This window comes from Streptomyces sp. NPDC057136, assembly GCF_042670885.1.
GTDB lineage: Bacteria > Actinomycetota > Actinomycetes > Streptomycetales > Streptomycetaceae > Streptomyces.
On sequence record NZ_JBHUUV010000002.1, the window covers coordinates 150,909 to 162,683 of the forward strand.

Below are 11,775 nucleotides of genomic sequence, written 5' to 3' on the forward strand. Positions count from 1 at the left end.
CCCAGTCGGGCCCAGGACTCGTGGGGACGCGAGGTCTGGGGAAGGGCTCGTACTCGTACGAAGCAGTCAAAGCCCGTTCCGGCCTCGCGGCACTCCGGTGCGGGAGAACGGGTGACCGGCGCCCCGGATGAGGTCGTCGCGGTCAGGCTCCTGGGACGAGGACGATCTTGCCGACCGTGCGGCGGGCGAGCAGGTCCTCGTGGGCGCGACGGGCCTCCGCGAGCGGGTAGCTCCCTCCGGCCACCGGCTTGAGACGGCCCTCGGCCACCAGGCCGAAGAGTTCCTTGAGGGGACCGCTGACCGCACCCGGCGCCGCCAGGGCCGGCCGCAGCCAGAAACCGACGACCGCCGCGTTCAGCCGGTTCAGCCGGGCCGGGTCGACCGGGGTGAATCCGGAACGGGCGGCGTTGCCGTAGGTCACCAGCCTGCCGAAGGACGCCAGGGACCCCAGGGCCTGGTCGAAGAGCTCACCGCCCACCGCGTCCAGGACGACGTCCGCCTTCTCCTCGTGGGGGTACGTGATAACCGCGTCCGCACCGAGGTCCAGGGCGAGGCGCTCCTTGGCGGGGGTCGAGGCCTGGGCGAGCACCCGTCCGGCGCCGAACTCCCTGGCCAGCTGGACGGCGAGACTGCCCACTCCGCCGGCCGCCGAGTGGACGACCACGGTCTCGCCCTCGCGCAGCCGGGCCGCCGAGCGGAGCAGATGCCAGGCGGTCAGGCCCTGCATCATCAGGGCGAGCGCTTCCGCGGCGCCCAGTTCCTCGGGGATCTCCTGGACGGCGGACTCCTTGGCGACCACCTGCTCCGCGTAACCGCCCGAGACCCGGGCCAGCACCCTGGTGCCGTCGGGGGTACGGCCCACGACCTCACTGCCCGGGACGAACGGCAGGGCGTCGGCGGTCAGATAGGACCCGTCCACCTGATGGGTGTCCGCGAAGTTCACCCCGGCTGCCTCGACCGCGAGGAGCACCTCTCCGGGGCCCGCGACGGGGGCGGCCAGTTCAACGGGCGCGAGGACTTCAGGACCACCGAAGTGGCCGAACCGGATAGCGAGCATGCCGCACGGTACCGCGCAGCCACCCGGGGCCGGGGCCGGGACAGAATTTCAGCCAGATTCAAGAAACAACCACCGAAACCATACGACCGGTTTGTTAACGTGGTGACTTCGCCGCACGCAGTCGTTGATCACGCCCCCCGGAGCGTCAGGATGGCCAAGCAGGACCGTGCGGTGCGTACGCGCGAGCAGTTGATCCGTTCGGCCGCCGAGGCCTTCGCCCGGAGCGGGTTCGGACTGTCCTCGCTCTCCGACATCAGCACCGGCGCCGGAGTCAGCAGCGGTGCGCTGCACTTCCACTTCAGCAGCAAAAGGGAGTTGGGGGAGGCGGTCGAGTCGGCGGCGGCGGAAACGCTGCGCGGAATCATCGCCCCGTGCCCGCCCGGCCACCCCGATCCACTGCGCCTCCTGGTCGACACCTCCCATCTGCTGTCCCAACGCCTCACTCAGGACGTGGTGTTGAGGGTCGGGTTCGGCCTCGGCAACGACGCCACCTGGCAGGAGGACGCCAAACTCTGGCTGAAGTGGCGCAGTTGGGTCGGAGCGACGCTGGTCGTCGCCGGTGAGCGGGGCGATCTGGCGGCGGACGTGCTGCCGGATGCCGTGGTGTCCGCGGTCACGGCGGCCGTCGTGGGCTCGGAGATCCTGGGGCGCGCGGACGCGGAGTGGTCCTCGTGCCGGGCGGTCGCCCAGTTCTGGTCGTTGATGCTGCCACGGCTCGCGGTGCGCAGGGGAGAGACGGGGCTGCCATAGTCCGCATCGAACAGCCCTGCGACACTGCGCCCATGAGCAACGATCTCCTCTCAGACAAAGTCGTCCTCATCACCGGGGCGAGCAGTGGCATCGGCGCGGCGGCGGCCCGGGTGTTCGCCCAGGAGGGCGCGAAGGTGGTGCTGGCCGCCCGCCGGGAAGAGCGGCTCGCCACGCTGGTCGGCGAACTGCGGGACAAGGGTGCGGAAGCGGCCTACGTCGTCACCGACGTATCCGTGGCGGAAGAGGTCTCCCGGGCGGTGGACTTCGCCGTGTCGACGTACGGGCGCCTGGACTCGGCCTTCAACAACGCGGGTCTCGGCGGTGACCGGACGCCGATGCACCTGATGGGCGACGACATCTACGACACCCTCATGGACACCAACGTACGAAGCGTGTGGAACTGCCTTCGGTACGAGATCGCCGCGATGCTCACCAGCGGCGGCGGCACGATCGTCAACAACAGCAGCGTGGCCGGGCTGGTGGCGATACCCGCCGCCGCGCCTTACATAGCGTCCAAGCATGCCGTGGTCGGTCTCACGCGGGCGGCTGCCGACGAGTACGCCAAGCAGGGCATCCGGGTGAACGCCGTCGCTCCCGGGACGACGCGCAGCGAGATCACCGCCGACTGGTTCGGGCGCAATCCCGGCCTTGAGGAAATGGTCAACTCCCTTACGCCACAGGGCCGTACGGCGGAGCCGGAGGAGATCGCGGCGGCTGCGGCGTGGCTGCTCAGCGACCGTTGCCCGTTCCTCACGGGCACGGTCATGCCGGTGGACGGCGGATTCATCAATCAGTGACCCGCCGGTACGGCGTGGGACCGGCGGACTCCGTCGGCCGGCCCCGTCGTCCGGTGCGCCACCGCTAGGTGACGGTGCCGCTCAACTCGACCTGGAATACGGGTTGTTCGTCCTGTGTGCCCGTGACCTTCACCGCGGTGAGGCCGGGGCCGGGGGGCGGCATCAGCTCGGCCTCGACCCAGCAGGGCCGGTCGAATTCGACGTACCGCTCATACCTGCTGGCTATACCCGTGGGCTCGAAGGCCGCGGGGGAGAGCAGGGCCTGCGCCGCCTGATAGCCGGCCTCCATGAGCGCCAGTCCGGGGACGTGGTCGACCGGGTGGTCGAAGAGGAGGACGTTGTCGGCGTCGTTGCGCAACTGCCAGCGGTGGGGGCGGTCGGTGGCGGACAGGACCACGTCCGCAGCGGTGAGCCGGCCGACGGTGCGCGGGGCGACAGGAGCGGGAAGCGGCCATTCGTTCCAGCTGCGGGAGAGGTGTTCGCCGCGCAGCCGGCGGTAGGCGGCCGGCGAAATCCAGCCGAACTCCGAATTCGCCACCGCCACAGTGGTGTTTTCTTGGGTCACATGAACATCCATGCCGAGACCGCTGACGTTCTTCCCGCGGCGGGTGGGCTCCGACACCCTTATCCCGATCTCCAGGGCCGAGGGACGGTCGGCAGGCATCCGAAAGCCGGGCCGGACAGTGAAGTTGAAGTCATGGAGCAGCGTCTGATGACTGAGTGGCACGTCGTACGCGGCATGGGCGATGACCAGGCCGCTCTGCCGGATGGTCTGGGTGAGCACCCTGGGGTCGTAGGCGTGGCCGACGGTGGTGGCGGGCCAGCGGGCGGTGAGCGTGAAGTCACCGGGGCCCAGGCACGTCCAGTCGGTGATGAACACCGAGGCGTCCCGCCGGAGATGCACGATCTCCTTGGGCACCGCGGTCAAGTTGTCGTCAATCACAGGAGCTTCGGACACGATCCCCCCCGGACGTGGCGCAATGTGATGATGCTCGCACTGATATGATACCGGCTCACCCGTTTGTTTTGAAGTAAGCGCAAAGACGAGGTCAGGGGAGCGCGAGTTGGCCAGACAGCAACGGGCGATCCGCACGCGCAGGATCTTCCTGGAAGCGGCAGCCGAGGTCTTCGACGAGCACGGTTACGACGCGGCCACCATCGCATCAATCCTTGAACGGGCTGGACTTACCCGAGGTGCACTGTACTTCCACTTCACTTCGAAGGAAGAGCTTGCGCGAGGAGTTCTCGAAGAGGCGGTGACCGCCGAAGGGCTCACGCCGCAGGCGTTCAAGCTCCAGGAGTGGGTGGACATAGCGCTGCTGCTGGCGTACCGGCTGCCCCGCGAGCCGATGCTGAGCGCTTCGATCCGGCTGTCCGTCGACCCGCGCGCCCGGAGCCTGTTCGGCACCCGCTGGCCCGACTGGATCGACATGGGCACGGAGATCCTCACCGAGGCCAAGGCGCGCGGGGAGCTGCTGCCGCACGTCGACCCGGAGTCCACCTCACGGCTGTTCGTCGGCGCGTGGACGGGAGTTCAGCTGGTCGCCGAGTCGATGGCGGAGCCGCCGGACCTGGTCTGTGAGATCTCGGCCCTCTTCGAACTCATCCTCCCCAACAACGCCGTCCCGGGCGTGCTGTCGAGACTGGACACGTCTCCGCACCGCGCCGAGCGGCTCCTCAAGGACAGCAGGGGAGCGGTCGCCTCCTGACCTTCGGCGCTGATTGGCCGGAATGGTTCGGGTGCCCGTAAAAGGCACGCTCGGTATGTTCTGCCGGGCCTGTCCCTGGTCTGTCCCCGGGCTCGTCTCCACGGCCCTCCCCTCACTCGGTTGGCTGGCACGGCTGCGGGGCGGCCGCGCAGGCAGCAGGGTGGACGTATGCCCATGTGGTCGCGTCGGCTCGTCCTGTGTGCCGTGTTCATGCCGCTGGCTTTCCTGGTCCTCCGGGATGCCCCGGTACGATTCGCCGCGCCCGAACCCCTCGCCCTGCCCGAGGTCCCGCCCGGGGCACCGCAGCCCGAGATCGTCCCCCGGTCGTTCTGGCATGCAGACGAAGGCATGGTCAAGCACGCGGCGGCGTACACGGGCCGGGTGAGCGCCGCCTTCATCCACCACACGGGCAACTCCAACGGCTACGACTGCGCCGACGCCCCGGAGCTGCTGCGCCGGATCCAGGCGAATCACATCAAGGCGGACGGGTGGGACGACATCGGGTACAACTTCCTCGTCGACCGCTGCGGGACCATCTACGAGGGCAGGGCCGGCGGCATCACACGGCCGGTGCGCGGCGCGCACACCAAGGGGTTCAACGCCGACAGCGTCGGGATCGCGGCGATCGGCACCTTCGGGGCCGGTGTGCCCGTACCGAAGGCGGTCGTGGAGGCGATCAGCCGGGTGATCGCGTGGAAGCTGCGCCCCGGGACCGACCCGCGGGGCTCGGTACGGCTGGTCTCCACGAACGACGAGAGCCGGTACCCGAAGGGCCACGCGGCCAAGCTGCACGTCGTGTCGGGACACCGGGACAGCTATCTCACCGACTGCCCCGGCGATGCCATGTACGCCCAGCTGCCCGCCATCCGCGAGATGGTGTCGGCCCTCCGCGAACGCCGACGGTGAGGCGTACGCGGAGGGCCGCTCGGACCGGCACGAGACCGGGTGGCGTGACCTACGTGGCCGCGTCGACCTACTTGGCCACGTACTGCGCCAGGATGGCCTGCACCTCGTAGATGTCGACATCCTTGGAGAAGGTCTTCCGGACCGGCAGGGGGGCCCCGGTGATCCAGATATTGAGCTCGGCTTCGAGGTCGAACGTGCCGGCCGTCTCCACCGAGAAGTGCGTGATGCTCCGGTACGGGACCGAGTGGTACTCCATCTTCTTGCCGGTGATCCCCTGCTTGTCGACGAGGATGAGCCGATGCTCGGTGAACAGCATCGTGTCGCGGATCAACAGATAGGCGGCGCTGATCTGTTCGCCCGGCGCCAGCAGCCGGGCGTAGTCCTGCTGAGCCGTCCCCGGGTCGATCGTGTGCGCGTTTCCGAACAGTGCCATGCCAGGCCCCCACCTACTCGAACATACTGATTTTCGCACTGTATACGGGCGGGGTGCGGGCGGGGTGGGGGCCTGGTGGGGCTACGAGTGCGCCTTGTCCTGCGGCTGCTCCGTATCCGCCCGGTACTCGGGGCAGTCGGGGTTCTGGCACGGGCCCGCTTGCCATACGGGTACGAAGATCCCGAGCGTCTTGTGCCGGGTCATTTCGGTCGCAACCGGTTGCTTGCAGGCCGGACACGTGAATTCCGTCTGTGGCTTGGTCTCGCGCTGGTGGCTGGACATTCTTCAACGGTAATCCCGTGCCGGACATGCGGAAAGTTTTCCCATTGATCCGGTTAATCAGGGAAGGGTGGCGCTGCGCGGCCGAGGGAACAGGAGCACCCTGGTAGGAGGGGATGTCCGGAGGGGATTTCCGGAGGTGACCGTCATGCTCAGGACCGCTGTCGGATGGCACATCGAGCTCGAATTCGAGGAGGACAGCAACCGCACCCGTGCGGCTGCGATGGTGCGCCTCCCGGACGGTACGGAGATGCGCTCGCACGGCTACGCCAGCCGTCACCCCAGTGACGCCGAGCAGCCGAGAGTGGGCGAGGAGATCGCGGGTGGCAGAGCCCTCAACGAACTGGCGATGAAGCTGCTGACCAAGGCGCACGACGAGATCGACGAGGCGTCGGGGCGCAGGTCGTACCCGCTCGCGCCATGAAGTGAGGATGTCACGCCATGAAGTGAGGACGCCATCAGGTAAGGCTGCCGGCCCGTCGGCGCCCGTCACCGTTCACCCGTCACCAGGTGCCGGGTGAACCAGTCGCGTGCGAGGTCGGCGACCGTGTCCAGGGCGCCGCGTTCCTCGAAGAGGTGCGTGGCGCCCGGCACGACCTCCAGGCGGTTCTCGCAGCGCAGTTCGGCCTGCGCCTGCCGGTTGAGATCGAGCACCTGATCGTCGTAGCCGCCCACGATGAGCAGCGTGGGGGCCCGTACGTCCGCGAGCCGCGGCCCGGCGAGGTCGGGGCGTCCGCCGCGCGAGACCACCGCGCCGACGTCCGCGTCGGGGGCCGCCGCGGCCCGCAGCGCGGCGGCGGCTCCGGTGCTCGCGCCGAAGTAGCCGATCGGCACGTCCACCCGGTCGCGCAGCCAGAGGGTTGCGTGCGTCAGCCGCCGGGCGAGGGTCTCGATGTCGAAGACGTATGTGCGGTCGCCTTCCTCCGCGGGCACGAGCAGGTCGAAGAGGAGGGTGCCGAGGCCGGCCCGGTTCAGGCCGGCAGACACCGCGCGGTTACGGGGGCTGTGGCGGCTGCTTCCGGAGCCGTGGGCGAACACCACGACCGCCCCGGCGTCCTCGGGAAGGGCGAGTTCCCCGGCCAGTGCGAGGCCGTCGGCCGTCACCTCGACCTCGGTCCTACGGACGGGGCGGGACGGTGCGTCGCGGTGCGCGGCACGGGCCAGCAGGGCGACGACCTCCTCGTCCGGGGTCTGGGAGAAGTCGCGGTACCACTCGCCGACGGCGGAGAACAGGGCCGGCGTCGACAGACACACCACGTCGTCCGCCAGGGCACGGAGGTGGGCGACCGCGCTCGGCGGCGCCACCGGAACGGCGAGCACCACACGGGCCGCCCCGTGCGCCCGTACGACTTCGCACGCGGCCTCGGCCGTGGCGCCGGTCGCGATCCCGTCGTCGACCAGGATTACCGTCCGGCCCTCCAGCGGCACCCGGGGCCGGTCGGCGCGGAACGCCCGTGCCCGGCGTACGAGTTCCTCCTGCTCGGCTTGCTCGACGGATGCGACGTCCTGCTCCGTGACCCCGGCCCGGCGGACGATCTCCTCGCTGATGACCTCCACCCCGTCCTCGCCGATCGCACCGAACCCCAGCTCGGGGTGGTACGGCACGCCGAGTTTGCGGACGACGATCACATCGAGGGGTGCGTCGAGGGCCTGGGCCACTTCGAAGGCCACCGGGACTCCGCCGCGCGGCAGACCGAGGACGACGGGACGCTCTTTCTCAAGGTGCCGGAGCGCTTCGGCAAGCTGCTGCCCCGCTGCGGCACGATCGGTGAACAGCACGCCGGTTCACCCCCAAACCGGGGAGACGGGAACCACGTACACACCTACTTCGAACCAACCCCATGTGGGGTGGTCCGGCAAGTCGGGGACGGCGCGGGCGGCGGGGCCCGTCAGCCCGTGGTCCGGCGGCGCAGCCCGTAGACGGCGGCGCCGGCCAGGAGGACCGAGCCGCCGATGAGGACCGAGGGGGCGGGCAGGGTGAGGGCGAGCGCGAGACAGCCGGCCAGGCCGAGCAGGGGTACGGGCACGGGCGGGCGCCCCTCGTCGGGGCCGAGGGTGCGGGCGGCGGCGTTGGCGATGGCGTAGTAGACCAGCACGCCGAAGGAGGAGAAACCGATGGCGTCCCGTACGTCGATCGTCGCGGCGAGTACGGCGACGACGGCGCCGACGGCCAGCTCGGCGTGGTGGGGGACGCCGAAGCGGGGGTGGACGGCGGCCAGCGTACGGGGGAGATGGTGGTCGCGGGCCATGGCGAGCGTGGTGCGGGAGACGCCCAGGATCAGCGCGAGCAGGGAGCCGAGGGCGGCGACGGCCGCACCGACGCGCACCACGGGAGCCAGGGCCGGGACGCCCGCCGCGCGCACGGCGTCGGTGAGCGGGGCGGCCGACTGGGCGAGCCGGTCCGGGCCGAGGACGGCCAGGACGGACACGGCGACCGCGGTGTAGACGACGAGGGTGATGCCGAGGGCGAGAGGGATGGCCCGGGGGATGGTGCGCCGGGGGTCGCGGACCTCCTCGCCGAGCGTCGCGATGCGGGCGTATCCGGCGAAGGCGAAGAACAGCAGCCCGGCGGCCTGGAGCACCCCGCTCGCCGTGATGTCGCCGCCGAGTTCGAGGCGGGAGGCCTGGGCCGTGCCGCTGGTCAGGAGCGCGGTGACGACCGCGGCCAGGACGGCCAGGACGACGGCGACGACGGTCCGGGTCAGCCGGGCCGCCTTCTGTACGCCGGTGTAGTTCAGGGCGGTCAGCGCCACGACGGCGGCCACGGCCACCGCGTGCGCCTGGTCCGGCCAGGCGTAGGCGCCGACGGTGAGGGCCATGGCGGCGCACGAGGCGGTCTTGCCGACGACGAATCCCCAGCCGGCCAGGTAGCCCCAGAAGTCGCCCAGGCGTTCGCGGCCGTAGACGTAGGTGCCGCCGGACTGCGGATAGCGGGCGGCGAGGCGGGCGGTCGATGTCGCGTTGCAGTACGCGACCACGGCGGCGAGGGCCAGGCTGAGCAGCAGTCCGGAACCGGCGGCCTCGGCGGCGGGCCCGAGCGCGGTGAAGACGCCGGCCCCGATCATGGAGCCCAGCCCGATGACCACGGCGTCGCGCACTCCGAGCCGTCGTCGCAGCTCGCCGGTCTCTGCCTGACTCATGGATCGATCCTCCCCGCGCGCACGGGCATCCGGCCGGCCCGGCTGTCGGCGCACGGTAGCGCGGCTGGAGAGGCCCTGGGGTGCCCGGCCGGTTGAGCGGGCTCGGAGCGCCCTGTGACCGGGGCCACAAGGGAATGCTTTGCTTTCCCTTTACCATCTGTGAAGGGGCAGTACGCCCCAGCCCGCCATCCGACCGCCGTCCGACCCGAAAAGGAGCTCCGGTCCCGCAATGGGTGAGCCTCCCAGTACGCGCCGTGCCATTCCCGCCCCGCTGATTCGCAGGGCGGCGGTGGCACGGTGAGCGAAGTCCTCCTTCTCCTCCTCGCGCTCGCGCTCACGCTGGCATGCGCGGTCTTCGTCGCAGCCGAGTTCTCGCTGACCACGATCGAACGCGGTGAGCTGGAGCGCGCCGCCCAGGCCGGCGAGCGCGGCGCCGCGAGCGCCCTGAAGGCCGCCAAACGCCTCACGTTCCAGCTCTCCGGCGCCCAGCTCGGCATCACCGTCACCTCGCTGGTCATCGGCATGCTCGCCGAGCCCTCCCTCGCCGTGCTCCTGCGCGGCCCCCTGGACGCGGTCGGCCTGCCCCCGGGCGCCGTCCCGGCCGTCGCCACGTTCCTCGGCGTCGCGCTCTCCACTGTGGTGCTGATGGTGATCGGCGAGCTCGTTCCGAAGAACTGGGCGATCTCCAGCCCGCTGGCCGTCGCCAAGGTCGTGGCGGGGCCGCAGCGCGCGTTCACCGCCTGCTTCGCCCCGCTGATCCGGCACCTGAACAACACCGCGAACCGTGTCGTACGCCGCTTCGGCCTGGAACCCGCCGAGGAGCTGGCCTCCGCCCGCACCCCGGAGGAACTCGTCGCCCTCGCCCGGCACTCCGCCCGCGAGGGCGCGATCGAGCAGGACTCCGCCGAGCTGTTCGTCCGCACCCTCCACCTCGCCGACCTGACCGCCGAGAACGTCATGACGCCGCGCGTGGACGTCCGGGCCCTCGAAGCCGGTGCCACCGCGGCCGACGCGGCCGATCTGACCCTGGCCACCGGCCTGTCCCGGTTCCCCGTCTACCGCGGGAGCCTCGACGAGGTCATAGGCACCGTCCACATCCGCGACGTACTCGCGCTGGACGAGCCGCTGCGCCGCACGACCCCGGTCACCGACCTGGCCACGGCCCCGCTCCTCGTACCCGACTCGCTGCCCGTGGACACGCTCCTTGGACGGCTGCGGCAGAGCCGCACGATGGCTGTCGTCATCGACGAGTACGGAGGCACCGCGGGTGTCGCGACCGTCGAGGACATCGTCGAGGAGGTCGTCGGCGAGGTCCGCGACGAGCACGACCCCGACGAGCGCCCCGACCTGGCGCCGGGCGCACCGTCCACGGACGGGCGCGCGGTCTGGGAGGCGGACGGCAGTATCCGTCTCGACCAGCTCGAAACCATCGGCTTCGACGTGCCGGAAGGCCCGTACGAAACGCTTGCCGGACTGGTCGCGACCCGGCTGGAACGCATCCCCGTACCTGCCGACGGGATCTCTGTGGAGGGCTGGCACCTGACCGTCCTGCACGTCGAGCACCACCGCGCCGACCGGGTACGCGTCACTGCGCCCGCCTCTGCTCCCGCCTCTGCTCCCGCCTCTGCTCCCGTGTCGCTCGTCGAGGAGGGCTCCCGATGACCATGCTCCAGCTCGCCATCGGCCTGTTCACCCTCGTCACCAACGCGTTCTTCGTCGGGGCGGAGTTCGCTCTGATCTCCGTACGCCGCAGTCAGATCGAGCCCCGGGCCGTCAAGGGCGACGCCCGCGCCAGGAGCACCCTGTGGGGTCTCGAGCACCTGTCGGCCGCCATGGCCACCGCCCAGCTCGGCATCACCATCTCCTCCCTGGTCCTGGGCGCCGTGGCCGAACCGGCCATCGCCCACCTCCTGGAGCCGCCCTTCGAAACGGTCGGTGTGCCCGAAGCGCTGGTGCACCCCATCGCGTTCGTGATCGCGCTGGCCCTCGCCACGTATCTGCACATGCTGGTCGGCGAGATGATCCCGAAGAACATCGCGCTGGCCGCCCCCGCCCAGACGGCGCTCGCGCTGGCCCCGCCGCTGGTGGCGCTGACCCGGGCCCTGCGCCCGGTCGTGTTCGGCATCAACGCCTTCGCCAACGTCCTGCTGCGGCTGCTGAAGGTCGAGCCGAAGGGCGAGGTCACGTCCGTATACACCGACGACGAACTCGTCCGGCTGGTGAAGGACTCCAGCGAGGCCGGTCTGCTCGCCCCGGCCGACGGCGAACGGCTGCGGGACGCCCTGGAGTTGGGCACCCGGCCCATCGGCGAGGTGATGGTCCCGCTCAACAGGACCGTCACCGTCGGCCACGACATCACCCCGCAGCAGCTGGAACGTGCCGCGGCCACCTCGGGCTTCTCCCGGCTGCCCGTCACCGGGCCGGGCGACGAGATTCTGGGATACCTGCACATCAAGGACGCCCTGGGCGTCGCCCAGCGGACCCAGCCGATCCCGAGGAGCGCCTTCCACGCCGTCATCCGCGTCGAGATCGACACCCCGCTCGACGACACCATGACCGCGATGCGGGCCGCGGGCACGCACCTGGCGGCCGTGACCGGCGACAAGGGCACTGTCATCGGTTTCGTCACGATGGAAGACGTTCTGGAGGAACTGGTCGGCCCCGCCGCAACGGGCCGGGCCTGAGCGAATCCTCGTTTCAACCT

13 protein-coding genes are annotated in these 11,775 nt (G+C 70.6%); 7 read left to right on the forward strand and 6 right to left on the reverse strand.

Annotated elements, in window-relative coordinates:
• Positions 1-142 precede the first annotated feature (142 nt).
• On the reverse strand, positions 143-1,057 hold the full coding sequence (locus ACFT7S_RS03235; RefSeq protein ID WP_382726247.1) for a zinc-binding alcohol dehydrogenase family protein: 915 nt from the start codon (positions 1,055-1,057) through the stop codon (positions 143-145).
• A gap of 150 nt (positions 1,058-1,207) precedes the next feature.
• Between ACFT7S_RS03235 and ACFT7S_RS03240 the strand changes: the two genes are divergently transcribed.
• Both ACFT7S_RS03240 and ACFT7S_RS03245 read left to right on the forward strand, forming a co-directional pair.
• A complete protein-coding gene (locus ACFT7S_RS03240; protein ID WP_382726249.1) occupies positions 1,208-1,807 on the forward strand; it encodes a ScbR family autoregulator-binding transcription factor in 600 nt (199 codons plus the stop codon).
• Between the two features lie 32 nt (positions 1,808-1,839).
• Positions 1,840-2,604, forward strand: a complete 765-nt coding sequence (locus tag ACFT7S_RS03245; protein WP_382726252.1) for a glucose 1-dehydrogenase — start codon at positions 1,840-1,842, stop codon at positions 2,602-2,604.
• A 64-nt stretch (positions 2,605-2,668) separates the two neighbouring features.
• Here the strand turns inward: ACFT7S_RS03245 and ACFT7S_RS03250 are convergent, their stop codons facing one another.
• Complete coding sequence (locus ACFT7S_RS03250; protein WP_382726255.1) at positions 2,669-3,562, reverse strand: ScbA/BarX family gamma-butyrolactone biosynthesis protein; 894 nt, start codon at positions 3,560-3,562, stop codon at positions 2,669-2,671.
• 106 nt (positions 3,563-3,668) lie between these two features.
• Here ACFT7S_RS03250 and ACFT7S_RS03255 point away from each other — a divergent pair, with 106 nt between their 5' ends.
• Both ACFT7S_RS03255 and ACFT7S_RS03260 read left to right on the forward strand, forming a co-directional pair.
• Positions 3,669-4,313 (forward strand): ScbR family autoregulator-binding transcription factor, encoded by a 645-nt coding sequence (locus ACFT7S_RS03255; RefSeq protein ID WP_382726258.1) that lies wholly within the window; start codon positions 3,669-3,671, stop codon positions 4,311-4,313.
• A gap of 174 nt (positions 4,314-4,487) precedes the next feature.
• Complete coding sequence (locus tag ACFT7S_RS03260) at positions 4,488-5,219, forward strand: peptidoglycan recognition protein (protein ID WP_382726801.1); 732 nt, start codon at positions 4,488-4,490, stop codon at positions 5,217-5,219.
• Positions 5,220-5,286: 67 nt separating this feature from the next.
• Here ACFT7S_RS03260 and ACFT7S_RS03265 read toward each other — a convergent pair whose 3' ends face one another.
• Together ACFT7S_RS03265 and ACFT7S_RS03270 are read right to left on the reverse strand one after the other, a co-directional pair.
• Complete coding sequence (locus ACFT7S_RS03265) at positions 5,287-5,652, reverse strand: PH domain-containing protein (protein WP_382726261.1); 366 nt, start codon at positions 5,650-5,652, stop codon at positions 5,287-5,289.
• 81 nt (positions 5,653-5,733) lie between these two features.
• Positions 5,734-5,934 carry a hypothetical protein gene (locus ACFT7S_RS03270; RefSeq protein WP_382726263.1) on the reverse strand — a complete coding sequence of 67 codons (201 nt, stop codon included), beginning with the start codon at positions 5,932-5,934 and terminating at the stop codon, positions 5,734-5,736.
• A 145-nt stretch (positions 5,935-6,079) separates the two neighbouring features.
• On the opposite strand from ACFT7S_RS03270, the gene ACFT7S_RS03275 reads away from it, so the two are divergent.
• Positions 6,080-6,355: a DUF1876 domain-containing protein gene (locus ACFT7S_RS03275; protein ID WP_382726266.1), complete on the forward strand. Its 276-nt coding sequence runs from the start codon at positions 6,080-6,082 to the stop codon at positions 6,353-6,355.
• Between the two features lie 65 nt (positions 6,356-6,420).
• Here the strand turns inward: ACFT7S_RS03275 and ACFT7S_RS03280 are convergent, their stop codons facing one another.
• Together ACFT7S_RS03280 and ACFT7S_RS03285 are read right to left on the reverse strand one after the other, a co-directional pair.
• Positions 6,421-7,710 (reverse strand): phosphoribosyltransferase family protein, encoded by a 1,290-nt coding sequence (locus ACFT7S_RS03280; protein WP_382726268.1) that lies wholly within the window; start codon positions 7,708-7,710, stop codon positions 6,421-6,423.
• A gap of 110 nt (positions 7,711-7,820) precedes the next feature.
• On the reverse strand, positions 7,821-9,071 hold the full coding sequence (locus ACFT7S_RS03285; RefSeq protein ID WP_382726270.1) for an APC family permease: 1,251 nt from the start codon (positions 9,069-9,071) through the stop codon (positions 7,821-7,823).
• A 297-nt stretch (positions 9,072-9,368) separates the two neighbouring features.
• On the opposite strand from ACFT7S_RS03285, the gene ACFT7S_RS03290 reads away from it, so the two are divergent.
• A complete protein-coding gene (locus ACFT7S_RS03290) occupies positions 9,369-10,733 on the forward strand; it encodes a hemolysin family protein (protein WP_382726273.1) in 1,365 nt (454 codons plus the stop codon).
• On the forward strand, positions 10,730-11,755 hold the full coding sequence (locus ACFT7S_RS03295) for a hemolysin family protein (protein ID WP_382726275.1): 1,026 nt from the start codon (positions 10,730-10,732) through the stop codon (positions 11,753-11,755). The genes ACFT7S_RS03290 and ACFT7S_RS03295 overlap by 4 nt, the downstream gene beginning before the upstream one ends.
• Positions 11,756-11,775 lie beyond the last annotated feature (20 nt).

What these genes read in the sequence shown, in the direction of transcription:
- ACFT7S_RS03240 (WP_382726249.1), top strand. Translation starts at nt 1,208, where the DNA reads ATGGCCAAGCAGGACCGTGCGGTGCGTACGCGCGAGCAGTTGATCCGT.
- ACFT7S_RS03245 (WP_382726252.1), top strand. Translation starts at nt 1,840, where the DNA reads ATGAGCAACGATCTCCTCTCAGACAAAGTCGTCCTCATCACCGGGGCG.
- ACFT7S_RS03285 (WP_382726270.1), bottom strand. Translation starts at nt 9,071, where the DNA reads ATGAGTCAGGCAGAGACCGGCGAGCTGCGACGACGGCTCGGAGTGCGC.
- ACFT7S_RS03235 (WP_382726247.1), bottom strand. Translation starts at nt 1,057, where the DNA reads ATGCTCGCTATCCGGTTCGGCCACTTCGGTGGTCCTGAAGTCCTCGCG.
- ACFT7S_RS03270 (WP_382726263.1), bottom strand. Translation starts at nt 5,934, where the DNA reads ATGTCCAGCCACCAGCGCGAGACCAAGCCACAGACGGAATTCACGTGT.
- ACFT7S_RS03260 (WP_382726801.1), top strand. Translation starts at nt 4,488, where the DNA reads ATGTGGTCGCGTCGGCTCGTCCTGTGTGCCGTGTTCATGCCGCTGGCT.
- ACFT7S_RS03265 (WP_382726261.1), bottom strand. Translation starts at nt 5,652, where the DNA reads ATGGCACTGTTCGGAAACGCGCACACGATCGACCCGGGGACGGCTCAG.
- ACFT7S_RS03275 (WP_382726266.1), top strand. Translation starts at nt 6,080, where the DNA reads ATGCTCAGGACCGCTGTCGGATGGCACATCGAGCTCGAATTCGAGGAG.
- ACFT7S_RS03295 (WP_382726275.1), top strand. Translation starts at nt 10,730, where the DNA reads ATGACCATGCTCCAGCTCGCCATCGGCCTGTTCACCCTCGTCACCAAC.